General features: G+C 41.3%; 22 protein-coding genes. 17 read left to right on the forward strand and 5 right to left on the reverse strand.

What is annotated here, in order from left to right; translation table 11 throughout:
• The first annotated feature begins 92 nt into the window (after window positions 1–92).
• The 7 genes from hflX to QUF94_RS26645 all read left to right on the forward strand — a co-directional run bounded on the left by hflX (window position 93) and on the right by QUF94_RS26645 (window position 9,836).
• Window positions 93–1,358: a GTPase HflX gene (hflX, locus tag QUF94_RS26615; RefSeq protein ID WP_289318688.1), complete on the forward strand. Its 1,266-nt coding sequence runs from the start codon at window positions 93–95 to the stop codon at window positions 1,356–1,358.
• A 713-nt stretch (window positions 1,359–2,071) separates the two neighbouring features.
• A complete protein-coding gene (locus tag QUF94_RS26620; protein WP_421156999.1) occupies window positions 2,072–3,430 on the forward strand; it encodes an NAD(P)-dependent oxidoreductase in 1,359 nt (452 codons plus the stop codon).
• 26 nt (window positions 3,431–3,456) lie between these two features.
• Complete coding sequence (gene preA / locus QUF94_RS26625; RefSeq protein WP_289318690.1) at window positions 3,457–4,743, forward strand: NAD-dependent dihydropyrimidine dehydrogenase subunit PreA; 1,287 nt, start codon at window positions 3,457–3,459, stop codon at window positions 4,741–4,743.
• A gap of 14 nt (window positions 4,744–4,757) precedes the next feature.
• Entirely contained in the window at window positions 4,758–6,176 is a 1,419-nt protein-coding gene (gene hydA, locus QUF94_RS26630) for a dihydropyrimidinase (protein ID WP_289318691.1), read from the forward strand.
• A gap of 42 nt (window positions 6,177–6,218) precedes the next feature.
• Window positions 6,219–7,703, forward strand: coding sequence for an NCS1 family transporter (locus QUF94_RS26635; RefSeq protein WP_289318692.1), 1,485 nt, complete (start codon window positions 6,219–6,221; stop codon window positions 7,701–7,703).
• A 17-nt stretch (window positions 7,704–7,720) separates the two neighbouring features.
• Window positions 7,721–7,936, forward strand: coding sequence for a hypothetical protein (locus QUF94_RS26640; protein WP_057915016.1), 216 nt, complete (start codon window positions 7,721–7,723; stop codon window positions 7,934–7,936).
• Window positions 7,937–8,201: 265 nt separating this feature from the next.
• A complete protein-coding gene (locus tag QUF94_RS26645; protein WP_289318693.1) occupies window positions 8,202–9,836 on the forward strand; it encodes a PucR family transcriptional regulator in 1,635 nt (544 codons plus the stop codon).
• A gap of 124 nt (window positions 9,837–9,960) precedes the next feature.
• Here QUF94_RS26645 and yhfH (QUF94_RS26650) read toward each other — a convergent pair whose 3' ends face one another.
• Genes yhfH (QUF94_RS26650) through yhfH (QUF94_RS26670) form a run of 5 tightly spaced genes read right to left on the reverse strand, consistent with a single transcriptional unit; the run spans window position 9,961 to window position 10,778 of the window.
• The gene (gene yhfH, locus QUF94_RS26650) at window positions 9,961–10,101 is read right to left on the reverse strand and encodes a protein YhfH (RefSeq protein WP_289318694.1); all 141 of its coding nucleotides are present in this window, start codon (window positions 10,099–10,101) and stop codon (window positions 9,961–9,963) included.
• Window positions 10,102–10,129: 28 nt separating this feature from the next.
• Complete coding sequence (gene yhfH, locus QUF94_RS26655; RefSeq protein WP_289318695.1) at window positions 10,130–10,267, reverse strand: protein YhfH; 138 nt, start codon at window positions 10,265–10,267, stop codon at window positions 10,130–10,132.
• A gap of 27 nt (window positions 10,268–10,294) precedes the next feature.
• Window positions 10,295–10,432, reverse strand: a complete 138-nt coding sequence (gene yhfH / locus QUF94_RS26660; RefSeq protein WP_289318696.1) for a protein YhfH — start codon at window positions 10,430–10,432, stop codon at window positions 10,295–10,297.
• Between the two features lie 29 nt (window positions 10,433–10,461).
• Complete coding sequence (gene yhfH, locus QUF94_RS26665; RefSeq protein WP_289318697.1) at window positions 10,462–10,599, reverse strand: protein YhfH; 138 nt, start codon at window positions 10,597–10,599, stop codon at window positions 10,462–10,464.
• 44 nt (window positions 10,600–10,643) lie between these two features.
• Window positions 10,644–10,778 (reverse strand): protein YhfH, encoded by a 135-nt coding sequence (gene yhfH / locus QUF94_RS26670; RefSeq protein WP_289318698.1) that lies wholly within the window; start codon window positions 10,776–10,778, stop codon window positions 10,644–10,646.
• A 512-nt stretch (window positions 10,779–11,290) separates the two neighbouring features.
• On the opposite strand from yhfH (QUF94_RS26670), the gene QUF94_RS26675 reads away from it, so the two are divergent.
• The 10 genes from QUF94_RS26675 to QUF94_RS26720 all read left to right on the forward strand — a co-directional run bounded on the left by QUF94_RS26675 (window position 11,291) and on the right by QUF94_RS26720 (window position 22,488).
• On the forward strand, window positions 11,291–12,181 hold the full coding sequence (locus QUF94_RS26675) for a diacylglycerol/lipid kinase family protein (RefSeq protein ID WP_289318699.1): 891 nt from the start codon (window positions 11,291–11,293) through the stop codon (window positions 12,179–12,181).
• 306 nt (window positions 12,182–12,487) lie between these two features.
• Entirely contained in the window at window positions 12,488–14,521 is a 2,034-nt protein-coding gene (locus tag QUF94_RS26680) for a Na+/H+ antiporter (protein WP_289318700.1), read from the forward strand.
• A 118-nt stretch (window positions 14,522–14,639) separates the two neighbouring features.
• Window positions 14,640–15,158, forward strand: coding sequence for a GNAT family N-acetyltransferase (locus QUF94_RS26685; RefSeq protein ID WP_289318701.1), 519 nt, complete (start codon window positions 14,640–14,642; stop codon window positions 15,156–15,158).
• Between the two features lie 172 nt (window positions 15,159–15,330).
• The gene (locus QUF94_RS26690; protein WP_289318702.1) at window positions 15,331–16,716 is read left to right on the forward strand and encodes a protoporphyrinogen oxidase; all 1,386 of its coding nucleotides are present in this window, start codon (window positions 15,331–15,333) and stop codon (window positions 16,714–16,716) included.
• A 171-nt stretch (window positions 16,717–16,887) separates the two neighbouring features.
• Entirely contained in the window at window positions 16,888–17,430 is a 543-nt protein-coding gene (locus tag QUF94_RS26695) for a helix-turn-helix domain-containing protein (RefSeq protein WP_289318703.1), read from the forward strand.
• A 74-nt stretch (window positions 17,431–17,504) separates the two neighbouring features.
• On the forward strand, window positions 17,505–18,614 hold the full coding sequence (locus QUF94_RS26700) for an ABC transporter ATP-binding protein (RefSeq protein ID WP_289318704.1): 1,110 nt from the start codon (window positions 17,505–17,507) through the stop codon (window positions 18,612–18,614).
• A complete protein-coding gene (locus tag QUF94_RS26705) occupies window positions 18,604–19,407 on the forward strand; it encodes an ABC transporter permease (protein WP_289318705.1) in 804 nt (267 codons plus the stop codon). Before QUF94_RS26700 ends, QUF94_RS26705 begins: the two co-directional genes overlap by 11 nt.
• A 1-nt stretch (window position 19,408) precedes the next feature.
• Window positions 19,409–20,212: an ABC transporter permease gene (locus QUF94_RS26710; protein WP_289318706.1), complete on the forward strand. Its 804-nt coding sequence runs from the start codon at window positions 19,409–19,411 to the stop codon at window positions 20,210–20,212.
• Entirely contained in the window at window positions 20,209–21,282 is a 1,074-nt protein-coding gene (locus QUF94_RS26715) for an ABC transporter substrate-binding protein (protein ID WP_289318707.1), read from the forward strand. The genes QUF94_RS26710 and QUF94_RS26715 overlap by 4 nt, the downstream gene beginning before the upstream one ends.
• A 315-nt stretch (window positions 21,283–21,597) precedes the next feature.
• Window positions 21,598–22,488 (forward strand): peptidylprolyl isomerase, encoded by an 891-nt coding sequence (locus tag QUF94_RS26720; RefSeq protein ID WP_289318708.1) that lies wholly within the window; start codon window positions 21,598–21,600, stop codon window positions 22,486–22,488.
• Window positions 22,489–22,533: the final 45 nt, after the last annotated feature.

Consider the following 22,533-nt stretch of genomic DNA (forward strand, 5'->3'; position numbering starts at 1 on the left):
GGTCAGTATGCTACAATGTGGCTGACTTAGAAGCATGGTAGGTTTGTTTAAGTATAATATAGGGAGTAAGGTATGTACGGAAAGGATTTGAAATGATGGAATTACAGCAGAGGGCAATCTTGGTTGGAGTCAATCTCAACGGTCAAAAGGATTTTGAGTATTCAATGGAGGAATTGGCCAATTTAACGGAAGCGTGTGAGGTAGAGGTTGCAGGGACCATCACACAAAATTTGCATCGGGTGAACTCATCACATTTTATCGGTACCGGGAAGATTGAGGAAGTAAAAAATCTCGTTGAGTATAAAGAAGCTAATGTCGTCATTTTTAATGACCAGCTCTCCCCTTCGCAACTTCGGAATCTGGAGAGGGACATGGATTGCAAGGTGATCGATCGGACAATCTTGATTCTGGACATCTTCGCGCATCGGGCGAAAACGAAGGAATCGCAGCTTCAGGTGGAAGTGGCGAAGCTTCAGTATATGCTCCCGCGTCTCGTTGGTTTAAGGGAGTCATTAGGGCGTCAAAGTGGTGGAGTCGGTACAAACAAAGGGGCAGGTGAAAAGCAGTTAGAGCTTGACCGCAGGAGAATCGAGGAAAATATAAGTGTTTTGAATAAAGAACTGGAAGACCTTGTTGCACACCGGCAAACGCAGAGGAAACAGCGAAAAAGGAATGCCATCCCTGTCGTATCCTTAGTCGGTTATACCAATGCAGGGAAATCTTCGATCATGAATGCTCTGATTGGGATGTACCATCCAACAGCCGAGAAGCAGGTTTTGGAAAAGGATATGCTTTTCGCTACACTTGAGACATCCGTACGAAACATACCGCTGCCGGATAACAAGGAATTCTTATTGACGGATACGGTGGGCTTTGTGTCTAAATTGCCTCATCATCTTGTGAAAGCATTCCGATCCACATTAGAAGAAGTGGTGGAAGCGGATTTGTTGATCCATGTTGTCGATTTTTCCAATCCTAATCATGAACAGCAAATAGAGATAACTGATAAGACGTTAAATGAGATAGGCATTAAAGGGATTCCAACGATTTTTGCCTATAATAAAGCGGACCTTACCGATTTGGAAATCCCTCAGGTGAATCGTGGCTCTGTATATATGTCAGCGAAAAACAAAGTTGGCATCGAGGAATTGATCAATCAAATTCGCAAGCATATTTTTGTCGACTATACTCACTGTGAAATGCTGATTCCATTTGATCAAGGACAGCTGGTTTCCTATTTCAATGAAAATGGTCATATTACGGAAACTGAATATGAGGCAAACGGATATCGAATTAAGCTTGAGTGCAGGAAAACAGATTATGAGAAATATAATCGGTACGTTATTCATCAAGAATGAGACTGGTTGTTGATAAGTTGTTAACAGCTTGTTGATAAGTGGAAAAATAAATTGGTAAATGTGGATAACTTTTGTATATGTGCTTCTATTCTGCGAAAACAAAGAGAATAAAGCAATATATTTTGTGTATAAGTTGTGGATAAAAATAAAAGTCCTAGGGAATCTTGAATAAAGTTTCTGGGCTTTTTTTTATGTGGACAAAGTGTTGATAAGTAGATTTTCGGAACAAATCATCAAAGAATATCATTAGGTATGATGAATAATAAGTTTGAATGTAGAAAAATGACGATGTTTATCATTTATTGTTAGGAAATATAACATGGATATTACATATTGCATACCTTACAGCTGGCAATACTTTACACTTTGTATAATGTAACTTACTTTTCAACATTATAAAATAAAGAATACTCATTTCTAAGATAATCATCGGGATTTGAGTTTTTAAGATTAGTAGGGGGGCTTTTTATGGCCGAAGGAAGTGGGGACCGAGGCATGGCCAGTGAGAGAATGATAGAAAATAATAAACGGAACGAGAGAATTTTGGCAAGGAAATCGCCATGACTGTCTGTTGAATAAATTGGTGAAAACCATGTGGCAAATTTTTCAATCCTTTAAATGTGTGAGAATTGTCTTTTTAGAGTAATGGATGCAAATCCTCCCTTTTTATTTTTCAAAAAATAAATTTTTGGAAGGAGAAATAGTGGATGAGTATGACTAGCCCGTTAAAAGGTGGCCTAGAGATTAACTTTCAGGAAGCGGAGAGGGGTTTGTCCCCTAGGGAAGCTTTGGAAGAATCGAATCGATGTTTATACTGCTATGACGCCCCATGTATCCAAGCCTGTCCGACAGGGATAGATATTCCAAGTTTTATTAAGAAGATAGCTTCAGGTAATTTTAAAGGTTCGGCCAAGACGATCATGACGGCCAATCCTGTCGGTGCCAGCTGCGCGCGGGTATGTCCGACAGAAGAGTTATGTGAGGGGGCATGTGTCCTGAACCATTCTACAAAGCCAATAATGATTGGCGATCTCCAGCGTTATTCCACAGATTGGGCCATCCAAAATAAACAAGCCCTGTTCAAGGCCGGGAAGAAGAATGGCAAAAAAGTTGCCATTGTAGGAAGCGGTCCAGCGGGCTTATCTGCAGCAAGGGAATTAGCCTTGCTTGGCTACAGTGTAACCATTTTCGAAGCTGAAAAAAATCCAGGCGGTTTAAATACTTACGGAATTGTGTCTTTCCGTTTGCCCCAGAGCATTTCTTATTGGGAAGTCGAACAAGTGAAGAGTTTGGATGTTGAAATTAAAACGAGTACACGGGTCGGGGTTGATGTTTCCGTAAATCAGCTGACTGCCGATTATGATGCGGTCATTTTAGCGATTGGCATGTCCGATGTTCCGAAGCTTGGAATTGAAGGAGAAGATCTGGATGGAGTTTATGATGCAATCGATTTCGTCAAGGCAACGAAAACGGAGGCCATTACTGATAAATTCATTGGGAAGAAGATGGCGGTAATAGGGGCTGGAAACACGGCGATCGATGCAGCGACCTGCTCTGTCCGACTGGGTGCCGAACAAGTGAGTATTATTTATCGTCGTACCCAAAAGGAAATGACAGCTTATGATTTTGAATATGAGTTTGCCAAACAAGAGGGTGTCGGGTTTCACTGGCTGACTAACCCCTCCAGGATTCTATCGGATGAAAGCGGTCAGGTAACGGGCATCGAGTGTGTGAAAATGGTTCTTAGCGAGGCAGGGGATGATGGCCGCCGCCGTCCAGTCCCGATTTCGGGATCAGAGTTCGTCATACCGGTCGATGGAGTCATTCGTGCTATAGGCCAATCCAGGTATATAGGATTGATTGAACAGTTTGGCATACAACATGAAGATGGTGTCGTTACATTGGAGGGAGATTCCTACAGAACATCTAATGAAAAAGTTTTTGCGTGCGGGGACGTGATCTTTGGAAAAGGCCAAGGTGAAGCAATGGTTGTTTCAGCTGCCCAGCAAGGGAAGAAGACTGCCTATGAAATTGACTCGATTTTAATGAGCGAAGCGGTGGATATTGCTTAATAACTATGAAAATTAGGAGGCTTAACATGGCTGATTTATCAATTGATCTTGCAGGTATTAAATCTCCCAATCCTTTTTGGCTTGCTTCAGCACCACCTACTAATTCGGGTTATCAAGTCCAGCGGGCATTTGAAGCTGGCTGGGGAGGAGCTGTTTGGAAGACATTGGGTGACCCCATCCTGAATGTCTCATCACGTTTTGCAGCTGTCAGTTTTAATGGACAGAGAGTCGCCGGGTTCAACAATATAGAATTGATTACGGATCGTCCGCTTGAAGTGAATTTGAAAGAAATATATGAAACGAAGAAGAGATTCCCTGATCATGCAATCATTGCATCAGTGATGGTAGAGCCACAACAGGAAAAGTGGCATGAGATCATCAAGCGAATAGAAGATGTAGGGGTTGATGGTTACGAATTGAACTTTGGCTGCCCGCACGGTATGGCAGAGCGGGGGATGGGAGCTGCTTCGGGACAGGTTCCCGAACTTGTGGAAAAGCAAACATATTGGGCGAAGGAAGCTGCATCCAAACCGGTCATAGTCAAGCTTACACCGAATATAACCGACATTACGGTTACGGCTGAAGCGGCGGTGCGCGGCGGTGCGGATGCAATAAGCATGATCAATACAATTAACAGCTTGGCAGGAGTGGATATCCATTCATGGAATACGATTCCCCATGTAGGCGGAAAGGGAGCTCACGGAGGGTATTGTGGTCCTGCTGTGAAGCCAATTGCATTGAACATGGTGGCAGAGTGTGCAAGGAATCCAATGATTAATGTTCCCATTTCCGGAATAGGCGGCATTTCAAATTGGCAGGATACAGTGGAATTTTTATTGATGGGTTCAACGGGAGTGCAAATTTGTACGGCTGCCATGCATCACGGTTTTAGGATAGTGGAGGACATGATTGATGGCCTGTCCAATTATCTTGATGAAAAAGGGATCTCGTCTGTGATGGATATTGTCGGTAAGTCAGTACCGCGCTATTCCGATTGGGGGAATTTAGACCTTAATTATAAAGTCGTTGCACGCATTAATAATGATGTGTGCATTAACTGCAACAAATGCCATATTGCCTGTGAAGATACTTCTCATCAATGTATAGATATGTTAAAGGACACGTCAGGCAGCTCCTTCTTGCGAGTGCGCGAGGAAGATTGCGTAGGCTGTAATCTTTGCTCGATCGTTTGTCCGGTGGATGGGGCTATCGATATGATCGAATTGACAAATGAATTACCGCCAATGACGTGGAATGAACGCCAATCGTTCCTTGGGGGCATCGGCAGTGAAAGTGTTGATTTCGTAAAATGATGGAGGGGACGAATTTGAAGAAAATCATTAAAAATGGAACGATCGCTACGGCTGCAGATACGTATCAAGCCGATATATTAATTGAAAATGAGAAGATCGCAATGATTGGCATGGACCTGACTGCTGAGGGGGCTGAAATCATTGATGCAAAAGGTGCTTATATTTTTCCGGGAGGCATTGACCCACATACCCATCTCGATATGCCGTTTGGGGGGACAACGACAAAGGATGATTATGAAACGGGGACGATTGCTGCTGCCTATGGAGGCACGACAACGATCATTGACTTTTGTTTGACCGAAAAAGGGGTGCCGTTAAAGAAAGCGATAGAAACATGGCATGAAAAGGCCAATGAAAAAGCCGCCATAGATTATGGTTTTCATTTAATGATCAGTGAGATTAATGATGAGGTATTGTCTGAGTTGCCAAGCATCATCGATAATGAAGGGATTTCTTCCTTTAAAGTGTTCATGGCTTACAAGAATGTTTTTCAAGCCGATGATGCCACGCTATACCGCACTTTGTTGCAAGCGAAGGAACTTGGTGCACTTGTCATGGTTCACGCTGAAAATGGTGATGTCATCGATTATCTTACAAAGCAGGCGCTTGCTGAAGGTAACACAGATCCAATTTATCATGCGTTAACAAGACCGCCGGAGCTTGAAGGGGAAGCAACTGGACGGGCAGCTAAACTGACGGAAATGGCAAACGGTCAGCTCTATGTCGTTCATGTCACCTGTGCAGATGCAGTTGAAAAGATTATCGAGGCCAGAAATAAAGGGGTGGATATTTGGGGGGAGACTTGTCCGCAATATTTGGTCCTTGACCAATCTTATCTCGAAAAGCCCCATTTCGAAGGATCCAAGTATGTATGGTCCCCGCCGTTAAGGGAGAAGAAAAACCAGGAAGTGCTTTGGAATGCTTTAAAAATGGGACAGCTGCAAACGATCGGCTCAGATCAATGCTCTTTTGACTTTAAGGGACAGAAGGACCTTGGACGTGAAGATTTCACGAAAATACCGAACGGCGGTCCAACGATTGAGGACCGCATGAGTATCCTTTTTTCAGAAGGCGTCAAGAAAGAGCGTATTACCTTGAATCAATTTGTCGACCTGACTTCCACGCGTGCTGCGAAACTATTCGGGTTATTCCCTAAAAAAGGGACGATTGCAGTAGGGTCTGATGCTGATATTGTCATTTTTGACCCAGAAGTGGAAAGGACCCTTTCTGCAGATACTCATCACATGGCTGTGGATTATAATGCGTTTGAAGGTATGGAAATTACAGGTGAACCGGTTTCCGTCTTATCCAGAGGTCAATTCGTCATTAAAGACAAACAATTTGTAGGTGAGGCTGGAAAAGGGCAATTCCTGAAACGGGCAAAATATAATACGGCGCTGAAGCCGCATTCAGGGAAAAAGCTTCCAGTCTGACTTCGGTAAGGAATCATGCAAATTAATATAGGGGGATTTTATATGAGTGAGAAGAAAGATTATTTAAAGTCTCCCGATTTGCTGCCTATACCTCATAGTGAGAAAAACATAAGTGCAGCCGGATTTGGTTTTATTTGGGTGGGCATGGCTGTAGTATTGGCTGCCTTCGCGATCGGTGGGAACGGTGTTCAAAGTTTATCTTTAGGCTGGGTCGTTCTTGCAACGATCATTGCCTGTGTGGTTCTCGGCTTCCTGATGACAATGACAGGGGATATTGGTGTTGAGCACGGAATATCCTTCCCAGTTTATATGAGGGCGCCGTTCGGTACGATTGGCACCCATATCCCTTCGGTTGTACGGGGGTTTGTAGCTTCATGCTGGTTTGGCCTTAACACATACTTTGGAGCTACCGCAATGAATGCTATCTTTACAACCCTTTTTGATTTTGATAATTGGTTTATCTGCTTCCTCATTTTTGCCGTTTTACAATTGGTCAACACAGCAATGGGAATAAAGTCGATTGAACGTTTTGCCGACTTGGCAGCGCCCGTTATCATTTTAATTTCTGGCTGGATGTATTTCACTCTTTCCGATCAAGCTGTGGCCCAAGGAAGGGATGTATGGTCCTGGATTGAAAGTCCGGTCACTGGCGGGGCTGCCGTTACGGCATTCATGGTCGTCATTATGGCCAATATGGGATTTTGGGGCACATTAACTGCAGATATGCCAACACTCTCCCGCTATATAAAGGCACCAAAAAATGAAAAAAATTGGTTCAAGCGCAATAAGGGGCAGATAATTGGGAATATTATCACCTATCCCATCACTCAGACTTTCATGGTCATAATCGGAGCGGTTTCTTATATGGCTGTTTCCAATTATGATCCCGTAGTTGCTATTCAGGGATCAGCAAGTGGAATTGCTCTCGGCGTCTTATTAATCATGATCGTATTTGCTCAATGGTCGACGAATACTACGGCTAATGTCATTCCCGCAGCTACCATTTTCTCCAATATCATGGGTCCTAAAATGCCATTTTGGGCAGGCGTCGTTGTAGCAGGGGTTATTGGGATAGTAGTTCAGCCATGGAGCCTGTTCGGCATCATAATAGAAGTTTTATTAATAATAGGTGGAATCTTGGCATCCATTGTCGGCATCCTGGTAGCGGATTATTATTTTCTCCGTAAACGGCGGGTTAATGTCCAGGAGCTCTATGAGCGTGAAGGTCAGTATAAATACTTGAATGGAGTGAATTGGGCAGGAATCATTTCTTGGGTGATTGGAGGAATCGGTGCAACGATTTTTTCAAATTATTCGTTTATTATTGGCTTTGTTCTTGGCAGTGCAAGTTATTATATCTTGGCTAAGTATTGGTGGTTCAAGAAATATGAACAAGCTGAAATCACTGATCCAAGCGATGAGAAATATTTGGGTATTTCCGTCGGCAGGGATTGGAAAATCGAAACAGGTCCAGAACTTGAAGAAGAGATGGTTATTACGGCTTCAGCTGGTAAGGGGAACGTGTAAAAAAAGGGGGAATGGAAATGTCCGAATATCAAGAGTATCGCTTAGAAAGGGAACAAATCGATTTTTTACTTGAAAGAGGATATCGAATCACCCGGGTTTCAGAAAATTTAAGCGGAGCTTTTCTCGATTTTGAACTGATTGAAGGAACGAAGCAGGAATGGAAGCAATTGAACATCAAAACCCCTGAAGGAAGAAAATACTTCTCTACCCTGCTTTTCAGGAAATTGAATTGAAATAGTTATGAACCGGGCCTATTCCACATGAATGGGTCCTTTTTCTTGTACCTGTTTAGACTTTCATTAAAAGAGGGTAATGATAGATGTTGAAAGTGAATGAACAGGTAATGTGGATTTTTGTTTTCCAGGAGCCAGGGTGTGTGGAAAAGTGGCGAATTTTTTGTAGAATTTTGACGTTAGATTTTCTGACAAGTGTCTGGAGATTTAAGGATTGTCCGTTTATAATAGATTTTAAAGCAGTTTTATAAAAGGATGTGGATGGATGAATACATCGATAACAATCGAGGAAATTCTAACACGCAAGCATTTTAATCTGACGGATATAATTGCAGGTGGCAGTGGGATAAAGCGTCAAGTGAAGTGGGTCCACTGCATGGAAGTCACCCAAATCAGCCATTTGTTAAATGGAAATGAACTGATTCTGACTACCGGTTTAGGGTGGAAAGATTGCGATGACACATTCCTATCTTACTTAAAACAGTTAATTGAATGTAATGCAGCTGGACTCTGTATAGAGATTGGCGCCAACACCATGGCAGTGCCGCAATGTGCAATTGATCTTGCAAATGAACAGCAATTCCCTATCATCCTTTTTCATGAAGAAGTCCCTTTCGTGGAAATCACTCAGGATATTCATTCCCTTATCATCAATAAACAATATCAAATGATCTCCAACTTAGAAAACTACTCCCAGCAGTTAAATAAAAATCTCCTCGAAATTGACCATTATGAACCAATTCTAAAATTTCTCCACAGCTATTTAAATGTACAGGTTATTCTTATCTTCAATGAGAACGATATAGCCAGCATTCCAAAAACAAAGAAAAAAATAACCTATCAAATGGTAGCGGACATATACGAGGAAAAGCGAAAATTGGATAAAAACGTTTTTAGACAGCCAATTAAAGTACTTGGTGAAAATTATGCGGAACTGCTTATTTGCAGCAACGACAGAGAACTGACGGACTTTGATTCACTGATTTTGGATCGAACGGCTACCGCATTGGCACAACATCTATTAAGGGAATTATATATAGAAGAAAAGAAAATGTCGGAGGAGAGTAAATGGCTTACAAATTGGATTGAAGGTGAGTATAGTGACGAAGCAATCCGGGAGAGGCTTTCCTATATTGATCCGAAAATGCAGTTGGATGGAGGAATTGTTTGCATTTGCAAACAACACCCAAGGTATAATAAAAGTTCTGCAAAATTAGATGGAACCTATTTTAAGATAATGTTTAAGACAGTTTTTGAACAGTACGGCTTTCAGATATTTTCTATGGAAATACATCAGCATCTAGTTTTTATTTTAGGTGATAATCGTTCATCTGAAGATTGGAAATCAAGGGTGACAAGCGCAGTGGACCGAATCATGAAAATGGATGTAAGCGGGCGTAATCGTATGAGTCTGCTTTCCATTGGTTTTGGAAAGCATGTTCAAAGGTTAAGTGAGATTTATAAAAGTTATGAAACGGCCCGCGAGACTCTGCTGCTTCAGGATACCTTACCAGAGGATAACAGGAGCTTCTTTTATCAGGATTTACATATGCATCGTATGATTTCGCTCATAAATAAACATGGTAATCTGGAGGAAACGGTGCATGAGTATTTAGGTCCCGTCATTGAATATGACAAGCAAAACAATGGTGAGTTAATGCCTACCCTGAAGACCTATCTTGCTTGTAATGGTTCTAAACAGGAAACATCAAAACAACTATTCATTGTCCGGCAAACGCTATATCATAGGCTCGAAAAATTGGAGAAACTTTTAGGTGCGGATTTTATGCGTTCAGATAAGCGTCTTGGCCTTGAATTCATGATTTTTGCATTGGACTTCTTACAGTACAGCAGCAGGAAGGTCAGTGGAAAATATGTAGATAAATATATTGGTAAGTAAAGAATAGTTGCGACTGCAGGGTGTCCCAAGGACATCCTTTTTTGAATGTAAGGAAAGGAAACTAATACAAGGTTAATGCTGACATCAAAATGGCTTTTTAGCTTTTTGATGTCAGCATCTTTTTTTAATATTCATCTTTTTTGGAAAGGCAGTGGTCACATTCCAAGAGGTAGGACTCTGCTTGTTCAGTGATATGAGTGCCGCATTCCGTACATTGTTTAGGTGGCAGTGACCTGAAGAATTCCAATGGGTTTTTAGTTTGCATGATGGTTCCTCCTTATGATTTGGTTTAGTTAGTCTTCGCGTTTGGAAAGGCAGTGGTCACATTCCAAGAGGTAGGATTCAGCTTGTTCGATGATATGGGTGCCGCATTCCGTACATTGTTTAGGTGGCAGTGACCTGAAGAATTCCAATGGGTTTTTAGTTTGCATGATGGTTCCTCCTTATGATTTGGTTAATTAGTCTTCGCGTTTGGAAAGGCAGCGGTCACATTCCAAGAGGTAAGATTCAGCTTGTTCGATGATATGGGTGCCGCATTCCGTACATTGTTTAGGTGGCAGTGACCTGAAGAATTCCAATGGGTTTTTAGTTTGCATGATGGTTCCTCCTTTTTGAATTGGTTTAATTAGTCTTCACGTTTGGAAAGGCAGCGGTCACATTCCATTAAGTAGGATTCGGAGTGTTCAATAATATGGTCACCGCACTCAGGACAATTTTTAGCTCGGATATTGTTGAAAAATTCAATGGATTTTTTCAGTTGCATGATGATTTCCTCCTTTATAATGTTCTTTATTTTTTTCGACCGAATTATTCTTCACGTTTGGAAAGGCAGCGATCGCATTCCAACAGATAGGAATCTGAGTGGTCCACATGTGTTTCACCACATTCAGGGCAATATTTAAATGAATCGATTATGAATGAATCTGATTGATAATCTTGCATGTCTCGCACCTCCTCTTTATAGTACAGTTATTGTTGTTTGTTTGTTGTTATAATACAGTATATACCCGAATTTGGAAAATGTATAGGTATTTTACAGAAAATTTGAAATTTATTTCATAAAGAGTCTGAAAACCCTATAGATAAGGGGTTTATCATCTATTATTCTTTGTGTTTTTCTCATGGTAAGGAGGGATTTGAAGTGAAAATTCATTTTGTAGATGAAAAATAATACGAAGGAGCGAAAGGGACAGACAATTTTCAATTGATATGCAAAGGTATAAATGTAACAGATGTAGAACAGGAAGATCAGTGATCAATGAATGCCTGTTTCACAGGTCATGTAACAATAAGAGCTTGTTCTAAAATGACTGCAAACCGTCAAAACTGGAGCGATTAAATAAAAGTTACTGGAAACTCCTTTATTCAACAATCAGAAAAATTTTCCGTTTGGTTTTAGTACTTCAGTAAAGAGGTAACTTGCTAATAGAAGTACAAATAATGGGAGGTAGCATATGTCGAAAGTGATGATTATCATAAATCCATCTTCAGGTAAGGAAAAGGCAGGAAAGATTTTGCCGAAAGCGGAAAAGGCGCTTGGTGATATTTATGATGAGGTGTCCGTTCGAAAAACCGAAGGAGAGGGGGATGCTACGGGTTTTGCTATAGAAGCCTGTGAAGAAAGGTTCGATGCTGTCATTTCCATGGGTGGGGATGGAACGGTGAACGAGATAGTGAATGGCTTGGGCGAGCAGCAACATCGGCCAATTTTCGGAATCATTCCACTAGGAACCATTAATGATTTTGCTAGATCATTGGGTATACCCATGAATCCCGATGCAGCTATTGAGATACTAAAGGATATGCATATTAAGGAATCGGACATAGGGAAGATCAATGATCGTTACTTCATGAATGTGTTGGCAGTAGGGGCAATCGCCGAGGCTACCTATAATGTATCCGTTGAACAAAAAACCCGTCTGGGGTCTTTTGCATATTTCATTGAAGGAGCAAAAGCAATCATTAAAAAGAATCCGTTTCCTTTAACGGTTGAACATGATCAGGGCAGGTGGATGGGCGAGGCTCATTTACTGATTGCGACAATGACTAACTCTGTCGGCGGTTTCGAACAACTTGCACCTGAGGCGGAAGTGAATGATGGAAAGCTGCACACATTCATCATTAAGGATTTATCTCTTCCTCTTATCGTCAAGATCATTCCCAGTTTAATGAGGGGAGAGATCAAAGGACATGATGAGGTTGAATATATTCAAACATCCAAGCTCCATTTATCCACAACAGAGGAACTTGCAGTCAATATAGATGGTGATGAAGGCTTTCTTCTTCCTTTTAAGGCGAATGTACTGCACAAACATCTTCGTCTGTTTGTTCCGGGAACAAAATGAGCGTGTTAGTGCCAACTTGTTATGTGGGTCATATTTTTCACAATGACCATTGTCATTATCATGTGGGAAAAGCTGATTAGGGTAGCCAATCAGCTTTTTTCCATTCATAGACGGTCACCAAATTTCCCGATGTAAATCCGTTGAGGTATTGGGTTGATTTTGTATTCATAAGATCCTTTGCTTATATAAAAGGCATCATTATTCAGGAGGGTTCTAGGTTAGAATAGTTAATGCATGAATGGTTGGGTATAAATATGTTACGCTTATAGTTATGATAATAGATGAGAGAGGAAGTTTGATGTTTGTATGGAGTTTTTCCTTGTTATATTAGCCCTTCTTATATTGATTGGAGTGTCTAATGTAATTAACCATTTTATACCTTTTATACCTGTACCATTAATACAAATAGCACTAGGTGTCATACTGGCACTTTTACCCCTGGGTATGCATGTTGAGATGGAGACGGAATTGTTTTTGCTGTTATTCATCGCGCCCCTTTTATTCAATGATGGCAAAAATGTACCCCGCACAGCGCTATGGAAGTTGAGAGCACCCATTCTAATGCTTGCACTGGGCCTAGTATTCATAACGGTTTGGGCAGGGGGGTATTTAATTAATTGGATGATTCCATCGATTCCATTGCCGGCAGCATTCGCTTTAGCTGCCATTTTGTCACCTACAGATGTAGTGGCAGTAAGCGCTTTGGCGAGTCGGGTTAAGCTGCCTAAGAGCATTATGCACCTTCTCGAAGGAGAGGGGCTAATGAATGATGCCTCTGGTCTGGTTGCCTTCAAGTTTGCCGTAGCAGCTACAGTCACTGGTGTTTTCTCCTTAGTCGACGCAACCTTCAGTTTCATATGGATTGCAATTGGTGGGTTTGTAGGTGGAGCAATACTTGCTTTCGTCGTAATCAGGCTTCGTGTATTTCTTCGCCGCTTAGGGATGGAAGACGTCACGATGCATATGCTGATCCAAATCCTAACTCCTTTTATTATTTTCCTCGCTGTGGAACATTTCCACCTTTCTGGGATTTTAGCGGTCGTGGCTGGGGGAATTGTCCATGCCATTGAACGAGATCGGGAAATATCACCAACTGTAGAACTTCAGGTCGTTTCAAAAAGTACATGGTCCGTCATTTTATATGTATTGAATGGACTTGTATTCGTTTTGCTTGGCTTGCAAATCCCAAGCGTTGCGAAGACTATCTTTCAAGATCCAGCCTTCAATAATGGACAAGTGATCCTTTATATCGTGATCATTACACTTTTCCTCTTCGCTTTACGATTCATTTGGCTTACGGCTGCCTGGTCGATTGGTTGGATGACGAAAAAAGCAGGAGCCCAAAAACCAGACTTCAAAGCGGCCGGAATCATTACCATTTCCGGTGTTCGCGGAGCTGTAACGTTAGCGGGTTCGTTCTCGATTCCATATGTATTGGCAGATGGAAGTCCTTTTCCTGAGCGTTCGTTAATCATCTTCATTGCAGCAGGTGTCATATTGCTGACCTTGATTGTTGCGAGTGTATTTCTGCCAATCGTAGCACGATCCGAAGAGGAGGATGTAGTGGACAAGCAGGCTGACAAAACGAAAGCTGCTGCCATTCACACACATCAAGCGGCCATCCGGGTGGTTGAGTCCCAAATGACAGATGAAAACCGTGAAGCAGCTTTATCGATTATTTCGAGGTACTGTTCAAAGATCAATGAATTGTCCTATGTAGAACAGGAGAAAGAGCCAGCTGCATTAAGGGAAGAAGAGAAGGTCCTTCGCTTCAAGGCCCTTGAAGCAGAGGAAAGATTCCTTGATAAACTTATTAAGGATGAAAAAGTGGACCGGGAGACGGCGTATATATGCAAGGAATACATCCAGCGTATGGAAGGCGCGGTCACAAACCGAATGAAATTCCGTTTTTTCAGGTCAGTAACGCTTTTCAGAAGAAGTATGCTGAGGGTTTTTAAATTATTTTTCCCTAATAAAAGTGAAATAAGAAGGATCAATATAGAGAGATTGGAAAAGGTGAGAGACCTTAAAATCAGGATGTACAAAGCCGCCATCCAAGAGATGCAAGCGGGTATCACTTCTGAAAATCATGAGACATCTTCGATGATCATAGAAGAGTATAAAGTGTTGATTTTAAAATGTAAGCGGGAAAATAGAGGCCGGATCCCTAGTAAAATGGTCGATTATGAGAGGGAGCTATTTTATAAAGCGATTCAGGTGGAGCGGGACGAAGTGCAGGATATGTTTGAAAGACGACAAATTTCCCGTGATGTTGCCAATATACTCCGCCAGCAAATCAATTTACGAGAAGCACTGACAATCAATGAAAACACCCATTGATTGATTTAAGGAGCGCTGTCGAAATATTCGGCAGTGCTTCTTCCTGTTAGGGGAGGGATTTTAAGACGAGGCATCGAATCTTTAAGGTATCCAATAATTGATGAAAGTGGTATGCCCAATGGAACAGGACAAGGAAATCGAGACCATCACCTTAACGCCTTATTTACCGGAACATCTTCACGAGCTTTCCCAGTTTTATTTACCGGATACACAAACCCCTTTTTCAGCTCTGCCCGAAGAGTCACTGAAATATTGCCGGGAAGATTGTGACAGGCATCCTATCGTAATATTGGTTGAGGGTATCCCGGTTGGCTTTTTCGTTTTACATATTGGCGAGACCATCACACCTTTCACCAACGATAAAAAAGCGATATTACTCCGTGGATTTCTTGTTGATCAAAAGCATCAAGGTAAAGGGGTTGCAATGAAAGCTTTGCAAATCCTTCCGGAATTCGCAAAAGGGATTTTTCCAAACAAGGATTCGATCATTCTGGCAGTGGACGTCATGAACGTGATTGCAAAAACGCTTTATGCGAAAGCGGGGTATCAGGATACAGGGATTCAAAAAGAAGGCAGAAGCGGGTTGATGGAAATAATGGAGTATAGATTAGATACGATGAACAAGGATATGGAATAAGAAACGACAAATTGGCATGTAGACTTTTCCAAAGAGGAGAGGTCTTTTTTTGTCCAATTTGTTACAGGTTTCGTTACGAAACTAATGATTTAGAAGGGCCGTTTTTAATATTGCTGCTGCCTTATGGTACACTTTAATTAATGAAAATTTCGTTAATCGAGGTGTAGTCCTAATGAAAACAATCGTAGTCGTAGGTGGAGGCATTACCGGTTTATCAACCATGTATTATTTACAAAAAACGGCTAAAGCGAATAGTCTCTCCGTACGATTGATATTAATAGAAGGAAATGAGAAATTAGGCGGTAAAATCAGGACAGTGCATGATGGTCCTTTTAAAATCGAAGCGGGTGCCGATTCGATTGTCGCAAGGAAGCAAAATATAGTACCATTTCTTGAAGAGTTGAACCTAGAGGACCAAGTTGTCTATAATGCGACGGGAAAATCATTTATCCATACGGATGGCATGCTGAAGGGAATCCCGGAAGATGCCTTATTCGGAATTCCAATGAGCCTGGAGTCCCTGGCGAAAAGTGATCTGGTTTCCGCACAAGGGAAGGTCGACGCCTTAAAGGATTTCTATACAAAAAATGAGACGTTTACGAAAAATGACTCAATCGGTTTATTCCTTGAAAGTTTCTTAGGTAAGGAATTGGTGCAAAAACAGATATCACCTATCCTATCGGGTGTTTATTCAGGGAAATTAAATGAATTGACCATTGCCAAAACACTGCCTGAGATGCTGGATTATAAAAATGAATATGGCAGTATAATACGTGGTTTATCGGAAAATAAGCAGAAATACCAAAGCAAGGGAAATAGGAAGTTCCTTTCGTTTAAAAATGGCTTATCGGCATTGATTGAACGTATTGAAGAGAGCCTCGATATGGTGGAAATCTTAAAAGGGATCAAGGCAGAAAAAATTAGAAAGAATGATCAGGGGTATATCATTTCATTGGCAAACGGTGAAACGCTGGAAACGGACTTCATTGTTTTGAGTACACCGCATTCAGCTGCCCAGAAACTATTGGGTGATCGGGAGTTGGATCTAGACTTCGCTAGCTTGATTGATAGTTCAATGATTAGCGTTTATCTTGGATTCGATATCCCGGACAGTAAGCTTCCTAAAGACGGGACTGGTTTCATTGCAGGTGATAATAGTGATTTGATCTGTAATGCATGTACCTGGACAAGCCGGAAATGGGAGCATACTTCTGAAAACAGTCAGCTTTTAGTAAGGCTTTTTTATAAAAGCTCAAGTCCGGAATATGAACGATTACGGTCCCTTACAAACCAGGAATTAATTCAGGTGGCTTTACGCGACATTAAAAATAGTTTAAGTATTTCTGGAACTCCAATTACAAGTGAAGTGACGAAATGGCATGAAAATATGCCAAACTACCATATAAAACATCCTCAAATCGTTCAATCCCTGGAGACGAAAATCTCCGAGAATTATCCGAATGTTTTACTTGCGGGCTGTTCATACAATGGTGTTGGAATCCCGGACTGTATCGCAGATGGCGAAAAGAAAGCGCAAGAGATTTGTCGGAAGTTGTAAAAGAAGGACTGCCAGTAGGCGGTCCTTTTTTCATGCATTCCTGGAACTTTCAATTGAAGTTTCCAGTATTTCCTGTATAATAATATTCGTAAAATTAAACTGGAAGTTTACTTATATAAAACTTTATCTACTATGGGTTTACTATAAGTAAACCAATTGAGGGTAAATAGGATGCAAATTGGAAAAAAAATAAAGAATCTTCGCTTGAAAAAAGGATTGACCCAGGAAGAATTGGGGGAAAGAACGGATTTAAGCAAAGGGTATATTTCACAGTTAGAAAGGGACCTTAGTTCCCCTTCAATTGAAACTCTTTTCAACATTTTAGAAGTACTCGGCTGCAAGCCGAAGCAGTTCTTCGATGAAGAGGATCACGTCCAAAAAGTGGTGTATGAAGAAGAAGAGCAAACATTTTTCATTGATGAGGAACGAGGGTATCAAATTCAGTGGCTCGTGCCTGAATCGAATGAGAAGGAAATAGAACCGATTCGCTTGACTCTTCAGGAAAAAGGGGAGTTCAAACAATTTGAACCATCCTTGTCGGAAACATTCGGTTATGTATTAAGCGGAAGAGTCATTGTAAAGCTTGGTACTCATGCGTATTTCGTCAAGGCAGGGGAATCTATTTATTTTCATGCTTCAGATGAACATCAAATCATCAATGATTTTAAAGGTCCATCCGAGTTATTGCTAGTGGTGACGGAATCCTACTTGTAGAATTCAAGACAAATGCATTGGTTCATTTAAGGTAAAGATGGATGAAGTAAGGGAATGGAAAGAGGGAAGTAGCTATGGCAAACGGGAATATAATACGCTTCGATCAGGTTACGAAGCAATTCGATGATGATACGATAGTTCTCGATAATGTTAGTTTTGAAATCGAGAGAGGGAAGTTCTATACGCTCTTGGGTCCTTCCGGCTGTGGGAAGACCACGATCCTTCGCTTGATTGCTGGATTTACGGAGGCATCCAAAGGTGATATTTACTTTGAAGGAAAAAGGATCAATGATGTACCAGCCAATAAAAGGCAAGTAAATACGGTATTTCAAGATTACGCACTTTTTCCGCATTTAAATGTGTTTGAAAATGTAGCATTCGGCCTTCGGATCAAGAAAATGAAAAATACGGAAGTGGAAAAAAAGGTGAAGGAAGCCCTTAGCTTTGTTAATTTGGAGGGTTATGATAAACGGGAGATCAGGGAAATGTCCGGTGGTCAACGGCAAAGGGTAGCGATTGCCAGGGCGATTGTTAATGAACCGGCAGTCATCCTTCTGGATGAACCGCTATCTGCCCTCGATTTGAAATTGCGTACAGAAATGCAATATGAATTGCGGGAGCTGCAACAAAGACTTGGAATCACGTTTATCTTCGTCACTCATGACCAAGAGGAAGCATTAGCGATGTCAGATGAGATTTTTGTCCTTAACAAAGGGAAAATTCAGCAAAGTGGGACCCCTACGGATATTTATGATGAACCGCTGAATCGATTCGTTGCCGATTTCATCGGTGAGTCTAATATTGTAAAAGGAAAAATGATTGAAGATTACCTCGTGGAATTCGTCGGCAGACAGTTCGAATGTGTCGACCAAGGATTGAACAGTAATGAAGCTGTCGATATTGTCATCCGCCCGGAAGATTTAGAGATAACCTCCGTCGATCGCGGAAAACTGCAAGTTCGGGTGGACTCCCAGCTATTTCGTGGTGTTCATTATGAAATCAGCTGTTATGACCATGATGGAAATGAATGGCTTGTCCAATCAACGAAAAAAGTGGCGGTGGGAGATGAAATAGGTCTTTATTTCGATCCAGAATCGATTCATGTCATGCGATTGGGTGAAACTGAAGAAGAATTCGATAAGCGTTTGGAAGCGTATCATGATGGGGAAAGTCATGCAGAATAAAATATCCCGGAATATTTACTTCATACCCTATGTCTTATGGATTGCTTTATTCGTGATTGCACCCATTTTGTTAATCCTTTACTATTCCTTCTTTGACATTGAAGGCAATCTATCTTTGATTAACTATCAAAAGTTCTTTACGCCAGTATATTTAAAAATGACTTTAAGTTCATTTTGGTATGCTTTCCTGATTACGGGAATATCCCTTTTAGTGGCTTACCCGACAGCATATCTATTAACGAAAACCAAGCATAAGCAGTTGTGGCTTTTGCTGATTATCGTACCTTCTTGGATCAATTTACTTTTGAAAGCTTATGCCTTCATTGGTATTTTTGGCACGTATGGTGTGGCGAATGGTTTTCTGGAGGCTATAGGGATTGGAAAGCAGCAGATTCTCTTTACGGATTTCAGCTTCATCTTCGTTTCGGTTTATATTTTCATCCCGTTTATGATTTTACCGATATTCAATGCGCTTGATAAAATGAATCCAACCCTTTTGGATGCGGCCAACGACTTGGGAGCGTCCCGATGGATGACATTCCGCCGCGTCATTTTTCCATTGACGTTAGATGGTGTGAAGACGGGATGCCAGGTAGTCTTCATCCCGGCACTTTCATTGTTCATGCTTACAAGGCTGATTGCCGGTAACCGCGTCATTACGCTTGGTACGGCTATCGAGCAGCACTTCCTTGTGACACAGGATTGGGGCATGGGTTCCACTATCGCGGTATTTTTGATTATTATAATGTTCCTGATTATGTTTGTGACGGGTAACCGAAAGCAGGGTGTGTAAATTGGGCAATAAATTATCACCAATATCAAAAGCGTTTCTCGTGTTGATTTTTCTCATACTCTATGCACCGATTTTCTTTTTAGTCTTTTACTCTTTTAACAGCGGTGGAACGATGTATGATTTTAAAGGGTTCACGATGGAGTGGTACAAAGAGCTATTCCAAGATACAAGGCTGTTGATCATTGTATTGAATACACTTGTGATCGCTTTATTATCTGCACTGATCGCCACTATCATAGGGGTGATAGGGGCCATTGGAATTCGGTCCTTTACGAGCAGTAAAGCTAGGAATACGGTATTGTCATTGAATAATGTATTGATTGTCAGTCCCGATGTCATCATTGGTGCCTCCTTCCTGATTTTATTCACAATGGCCGGGATCAAGCTTGGATTCTACTCGGTACTGTTGTCGCATATCGCTTTCAGCATCCCGATCGTTGTGCTGCTGGTCCTTCCGAAACTTCAGGAAATGAGCCCTACCTTAATTGATGCGGCCCGAGATTTAGGGGCAAGCCGGTGGGATGTATTGACGAAGGTCATCCTGCCATACATCTTACCAGGTATCTTTGCTGGTTTTTTTATGGCATTGACTTATTCCCTTGATGATTTTGCGGTTACGTTCTTTGTGACCGGTAATGGCTTTTCCACTCTATCTGTGGAAATCTATTCATTGGCCCGCCGTGGAATTTCATTGAATATCAATGCCCTATCGACACTGCTATTCGTCGTGACACTACTGTTGGTTGTCGTTTATTACTATATAACTCAACGTGTAAGGCAAACGGGAATGGGGGGGAAACGATGAAAAGGCTGGTCCAAATGTTTTTGATCATTTCCCTCGTATCCGCTTTGCTGCTATATGCGATTTCCAGATTGAATTCATCGCAGGGGTTTACTAGCAGCAATACGCTTACCATCTATAATTGGGGCGATTACATCGATACGGATTTAATCGACCGTTTTGAAGAAGAAACAGGTATAAAGGTCATTTATGAGACGTTCGATTCCAATGAGGCAATGATGACGAAAATCGAACAGGGCGGTACGACTTATGATATTGCCATTCCGTCTGAGTATATGATCGATAAGATGAGGCAAGAGGACTTACTGGTTCCCTTGGATCATTCCAAGCTACCAAATTTGAAAAATATCGATGAGCGATTCATCAATCTGCCATTCGATCCGGAGAATAAATATTCCGTGCCGTATTTTTGGGGAACGGTTGGAATTGTTTACAACTCCAAGATGCTCGGTGGCAAAGAGATAACGGCTTGGGCGGATTTATGGGATAAAGATTTAAAAAATGAAATCCTTTTGACGGATGGGGCTAGAGAAGTGATAGGCATGGGACTGAACTCTTTGAACTATTCATTGAATGATATAGATGAAGAACACCTTCAAGAGGCAAAGTCCAAGCTTGATGCACTCACCCCGAATATTAAAGCGATCGTTGGAGATGAAAGCCGCATGCTATTGGAAGCCCAGGAAGCGGCGATTGGTCTTGTTTGGTCTGGAGTGGCCTCTGAAATAATGGCTGAAAATGAAGATCTCGAATACGTAGTTCCAAAAGAGGGGTCCAATTTATGGTTTGATAATATGGTCATCCCGAAAACAACCAAAAATGTCGATGCGGCTCACCAGTTCATCAACTTCATGCTGGACCCGAAAGTTGCAGCACAGAATGCTGAATATGTAAGCTACTCGACACCTAATAAGGAAGCGTTGAAATATATGCCTGAAGAAGTGGTGAAGGATGAACGTTTCTATCCATCACCGGAAATGACAAAGAAACTGGAAGTATACGAAAACCTTGGCAAGAAAAACTTGGCCCATTACAATGAACTCTTCCTTGAATTTAAGATGCATCGTAAATAAAACGAAAAAGCATGGTGTAAAGGAATTCCCCTTACACCATGCTTTTTTCTGGTTTTGACGAGATTTTCTCCCACAGCTTCACCTCTGTAACCTATATGGTCAAAGTCAATATAACGGTATAATTTAGATTGATACTGTATAGCAATGTAAGTTGGTAGCAGGTCAGTTTTGTTAATAATACTCTAAAATTTCAGTAGGGATATAAATATGTTAGTATAATGATTGAATTGATGCATACTGCAGGTGGAATTAAAATCTTAAGGATTAATTAATATTCCCAAGCTATGATAATAGAAAAAATAAGGGAGACTATTCATGAAACTATTAAGAAGCACGAAGGCATATGTTTGGGCAGGGAGCATTTTAATCATTGCCGGGATCATGGTTTTTGCGATGATTTCGTCCACGGATAAGACAATGGCAAGTATCGATGGTGAGAAAATCAATAAGGATGAGCTGTATGACGCGCTTGTTGCAGGGTACGGAGCAGATACTTTAGACCTGTTAATTACGAATAAATTGGTTGAATTGGAAGCGGAAAAAGAAGGAATTAAAATTAAGGATGAAGAAATCCAGAAAGAAATCGATACGATGGTTGAGTCCTACGGTGATGAAAAGGCATTAAAAGAGCAATTGGAAGCAAGCGGTTCGTCCATGGAAGCCTTGAAAAAGGACATCGTGGTTTATCTGCAAACGAAAAAACTGATTGAACCGAGAATTACCGTGACAGACGATGAAATCAGTACGTATTTTGAGGATAATAAAGATACATTTGCACAAGCGGAACAAGTGGAGGCTAGTCATATTTTAGTCGAAGACGAAAAAACGGCTAAAAAAGTTGCGAAGGAAATTGCAGACGGCGGTGATTTCGCTAAATTGGCAGCTAAATATTCCACTGATACAGAAACGGCAGATAAGGGTGGAAGCTTGGGGTATTTTGGGAAAGGTGATATGGTGGATGAGTTTGAAGATGTTGCCTTTGATCTTGATATCGATAAAGTCAGTGATCCAGTCAAATCCGATTATGGTTACCACATCATAAAGGTAACCGGTAAGAAGGAAGCAAAAAAAGCTAATTTAGAAGACAGTAAAGAAGTGATCAAGGAAACACTGATTTCTGAAAGATTACAAGAGGAATATCCCGTTTGGTTAGCTGAAGTGAAAAAGGACCATGAGATAACGAATAAACTAGAGGGTTCTGAGTAAGGTTATTAAATGATATAAAAAAAGCTGGGGCATATTGCCTCAGCT

It is taken from the genome of Peribacillus sp. NJ4 (assembly GCF_030348345.1).
Lineage (GTDB): Bacteria > Bacillota > Bacilli > Bacillales > DSM-1321 > Peribacillus.

Bases quoted from the DNA above. Each gene is read 5' to 3' on its own strand.
- hflX (WP_289318688.1), top strand. From the start codon at position 93: ATGATGGAATTACAGCAGAGGGCAATCTTGGTTGGAGTCAATCTCAAC.
- QUF94_RS26620 (WP_421156999.1), top strand. From the start codon at position 2,072: ATGACTAGCCCGTTAAAAGGTGGCCTAGAGATTAACTTTCAGGAAGCG.
- preA (WP_289318690.1), top strand. From the start codon at position 3,457: ATGGCTGATTTATCAATTGATCTTGCAGGTATTAAATCTCCCAATCCT.
- QUF94_RS26635 (WP_289318692.1), top strand. From the start codon at position 6,219: ATGAGTGAGAAGAAAGATTATTTAAAGTCTCCCGATTTGCTGCCTATA.
- QUF94_RS26640 (WP_057915016.1), top strand. From the start codon at position 7,721: ATGTCCGAATATCAAGAGTATCGCTTAGAAAGGGAACAAATCGATTTT.
- QUF94_RS26645 (WP_289318693.1), top strand. From the start codon at position 8,202: ATGAATACATCGATAACAATCGAGGAAATTCTAACACGCAAGCATTTT.
- yhfH (WP_289318694.1), bottom strand. From the start codon at position 10,101: ATGCAAACTAAAAACCCATTGGAATTCTTCAGGTCACTGCCACCTAAA.
- yhfH (WP_289318695.1), bottom strand. From the start codon at position 10,267: ATGCAAACTAAAAACCCATTGGAATTCTTCAGGTCACTGCCACCTAAA.
- yhfH (WP_289318696.1), bottom strand. From the start codon at position 10,432: ATGCAAACTAAAAACCCATTGGAATTCTTCAGGTCACTGCCACCTAAA.
- yhfH (WP_289318697.1), bottom strand. From the start codon at position 10,599: ATGCAACTGAAAAAATCCATTGAATTTTTCAACAATATCCGAGCTAAA.
- yhfH (WP_289318698.1), bottom strand. From the start codon at position 10,778: ATGCAAGATTATCAATCAGATTCATTCATAATCGATTCATTTAAATAT.
- QUF94_RS26675 (WP_289318699.1), top strand. From the start codon at position 11,291: ATGTCGAAAGTGATGATTATCATAAATCCATCTTCAGGTAAGGAAAAG.
- QUF94_RS26680 (WP_289318700.1), top strand. From the start codon at position 12,488: ATGGAGTTTTTCCTTGTTATATTAGCCCTTCTTATATTGATTGGAGTG.
- QUF94_RS26685 (WP_289318701.1), top strand. From the start codon at position 14,640: ATGGAACAGGACAAGGAAATCGAGACCATCACCTTAACGCCTTATTTA.
- QUF94_RS26690 (WP_289318702.1), top strand. From the start codon at position 15,331: ATGAAAACAATCGTAGTCGTAGGTGGAGGCATTACCGGTTTATCAACC.
- QUF94_RS26695 (WP_289318703.1), top strand. From the start codon at position 16,888: ATGCAAATTGGAAAAAAAATAAAGAATCTTCGCTTGAAAAAAGGATTG.
- QUF94_RS26700 (WP_289318704.1), top strand. From the start codon at position 17,505: ATGGCAAACGGGAATATAATACGCTTCGATCAGGTTACGAAGCAATTC.
- QUF94_RS26705 (WP_289318705.1), top strand. From the start codon at position 18,604: ATGCAGAATAAAATATCCCGGAATATTTACTTCATACCCTATGTCTTA.
- QUF94_RS26715 (WP_289318707.1), top strand. From the start codon at position 20,209: ATGAAAAGGCTGGTCCAAATGTTTTTGATCATTTCCCTCGTATCCGCT.
- QUF94_RS26720 (WP_289318708.1), top strand. From the start codon at position 21,598: ATGAAACTATTAAGAAGCACGAAGGCATATGTTTGGGCAGGGAGCATT.